Source organism: Paraclostridium sp., assembly GCF_051657365.1.
Lineage (GTDB): Bacteria > Bacillota > Clostridia > Peptostreptococcales > Peptostreptococcaceae > Paraclostridium.
In genome coordinates, this window is the sequence record NZ_JBOFKN010000072.1 from 1 (window position 1) to 2,715 (window position 2,715).

At 20.1% G+C, this 2,715-nt stretch carries 2 protein-coding genes and 1 riboswitch; both genes read left to right on the forward strand.

Going from position 1 to position 2,715, the window contains the following annotated elements:
• Window positions 1-269: 269 nt before the first annotated feature.
• On the forward strand, window positions 270-2,222 hold the full coding sequence (locus ACRCYC_RS05060) for a GGDEF domain-containing protein (protein WP_438618012.1): 1,953 nt from the start codon (window positions 270-272) through the stop codon (window positions 2,220-2,222).
• Window positions 2,212-2,287: riboswitch (cyclic di-GMP riboswitch) on the forward strand. It overlaps the preceding gene by 11 nt.
• A gap of 46 nt (window positions 2,288-2,333) precedes the next feature.
• On the forward strand, window positions 2,334-2,715 hold a 382-nt coding region (locus ACRCYC_RS05065; protein WP_438618013.1), incomplete at its 3' end, for a hypothetical protein.

Genomic DNA, 2,715 nt, shown 5'->3' on the forward strand with positions numbered 1-2,715 from the left:
AATTAAGTGAAGCTTTAAATAAAGAATTAGATTTAAAATTTGTACTAATTTTAGGAAATCTAAATATAAAAAAACTAGAAATTCCAATTATAAAAATAACTAGTAGCAATATATTTAATGATTTTTATGAATTAGAGCAATATGATTTTTTGAAAAGATAAATTTAATTATAAAAATATAAATTTTCCAAATTTTTAGAACAAGATATTAATATAATGGATACATTATTTTTCAACTTTAAACTGAGTAGATTTTAAAAGGAGTTAGAATTGAAATCAAATACAAAATATTTAATAATTGTATTGTTGTTTTCTGTTAGTTTATTTGCAGATGATAAAATATTTAATTTAGGCATTCAAAATTATTCAGATGTTAAAATAAAAATAAATAAAAAATCTCTAAATGATCACATAGAAGATCTTTTTAAAAATGATTTAAAATTGAATATTAAAGAAATAAAAAATACAAGAGATGAAAATTATAAAAGTTTAAAAGAGGAAAGAATAGACGCGGTAAATTTAATTTTAAAAAATAATTATAAAAGTTTAGATAATATAGTTTTGTCAGAACCATTATTTATTGAAAATTTATATATAGCATCTAAATTAAAAAGATTAGAAAGTTATAAAGACTTAGAAAATGAAATTATTTATTATAAAAGAAATGACAAGTTAGCTTTGGAGCTTTTAAAGGATTATATAAAAGAAAATAAAATTCATGTAGATTTAATTCCTGTTGAAGATATAACTAAATATGAAAATGCTATATATTTAGATTCTGAATTTGAAGCAATAAAAGCTCAAAATAGATTGTTAATTTCATATTTAGGACCAGTTTGTATTGGAGTTAATAAAAGTTATAGTTATTTAATTCCAAAAGTTAATAATTTACTTAAGGAAAAATATAGAGAAAAAATAGTTGATTATATTGATCATTTACCAAATTATTATCAACGTCAACGATTTTTAGAAAAATTAACTACTGAAGAAAAAATATATTTAGAAAATAAAAAAGAAATAATTACAGCGTTAGAAGATGATATAACATTAAGTATATATTTAAAAGAAAAAAAAAGTTTTATTGGAATTTTACCATCATATATAAAAAAAATATCTGATATAATAGGTGTCCCAATTATATCAGAAATATATCCTTCAGATGATTTTTCAACGGTTCTATCTGAATTTAAAAATGGGAAATACAAATTTTTAACTCTTTCAGAGACAACAGAAAGAAAAAAGGATTATATTTTTACAAAAGAAGTTGATTATATTCCAATGTACTTAATGAATCATAAAAAAAGTAATAATAATAAAGTTGGAGTTTTAAAAGATGGAAAATCACATGATATAGGAAACTCCTATTTTCCTGAGGAAGATATTATAACCTATTCTTCAACATATAATTTATTTAAAGGAATTACAAATAATGAAGTAGGTTATATTATAACACCATATCCTTTAAGTGATTTTAATTGTTTAAAGGAACATAAAGATACAAAAATAAAAAATATATCTATAAATTTTGCATTTAGAAAAGAAGATGTATTTTTAAAAAATATTTTTGATAAAGCTATATCTGTGGTTGGAGATATAGATAGAGTACAAGCAAGATTGGAAAGTGAAAATAACCAAAAAGAAAATTTATTGATAATCAAAAAAAAGCAAAAAAAGAATGAGATGATAATATTTTTAGGGATAGTTATAATAACTCCAATAATATTTTTATTATTGTTAAAAATATTACTTCAAAAAAATTTAACAAAGGTTTTAAAGTATGATCAATTAACTCATTTGCAAAATAGATATTTGTTTAATGAAGTATGTCAAAAGAAAGATTATGAGAATGGAATTGTAATTGTGATTGATTTAGACAATTTTAAAAATGCAAATGATATCTATGGTCATAGTATAGGTGATTCTATTTTAAAAGAAATGGCTCTTATATTATTAAAAGTTTTTCCAAAAGAGAATTCTTTTAGAATTTCTGGAGATGAATTTTATCTATTTTATCAAGAAAAAGATTTTATTGATAAAGCAAAAGAATTGTTAAAATATGGAAAAGAATCAGACATTTTAAAAAAATATAATGTTTATTTTAGTATAGGATATTATATGAAAACAAATAAAGAAAATTTAGAAAAAGCTTTTGAAAAAGCAGACAAAGCAATGTATGAGGCAAAAAAAATAAAAGGATTTTCGATTAAAGAATTCAAAGAATAGGCAAAATAAAGGAAACTTTATGACGCAAAGCTATAGGACCTGTTAAATGGTAGCCAGCTACAGTTAATTAACTGTAGCTTTTTTATTTAGAAAATTATGAGGAGAAAAATTATGAGGATATTTTTATTTGTTATTATTTCAAGTTTAATATTTGCACAAGAAGCTTATATTCCAAAGTCTAAACAAGAGGAAATAATATTAGAAAAATATAGAAAAAAAAATTTAATATTAATTTTGGATAATAAGAATTATAAAAATGAAGTTATTAATATGATTAGTTTAAATAATTTAATATTAGAGCTTTTTGAAAAATATTTAAACTTAAATGTAGAAGTAAAAATAGAGGATTTAAGTAAAATAAAAAAAATAAACAACAATGATATACTAGGTGGAGTATTTGAAAGTACAAAAAGTTTAAATAATATAGTATTTTCAGTTCCAATATATAATGAAGATTTATATTTAATAACGAAAAATAGTGAAGAAAAATCAA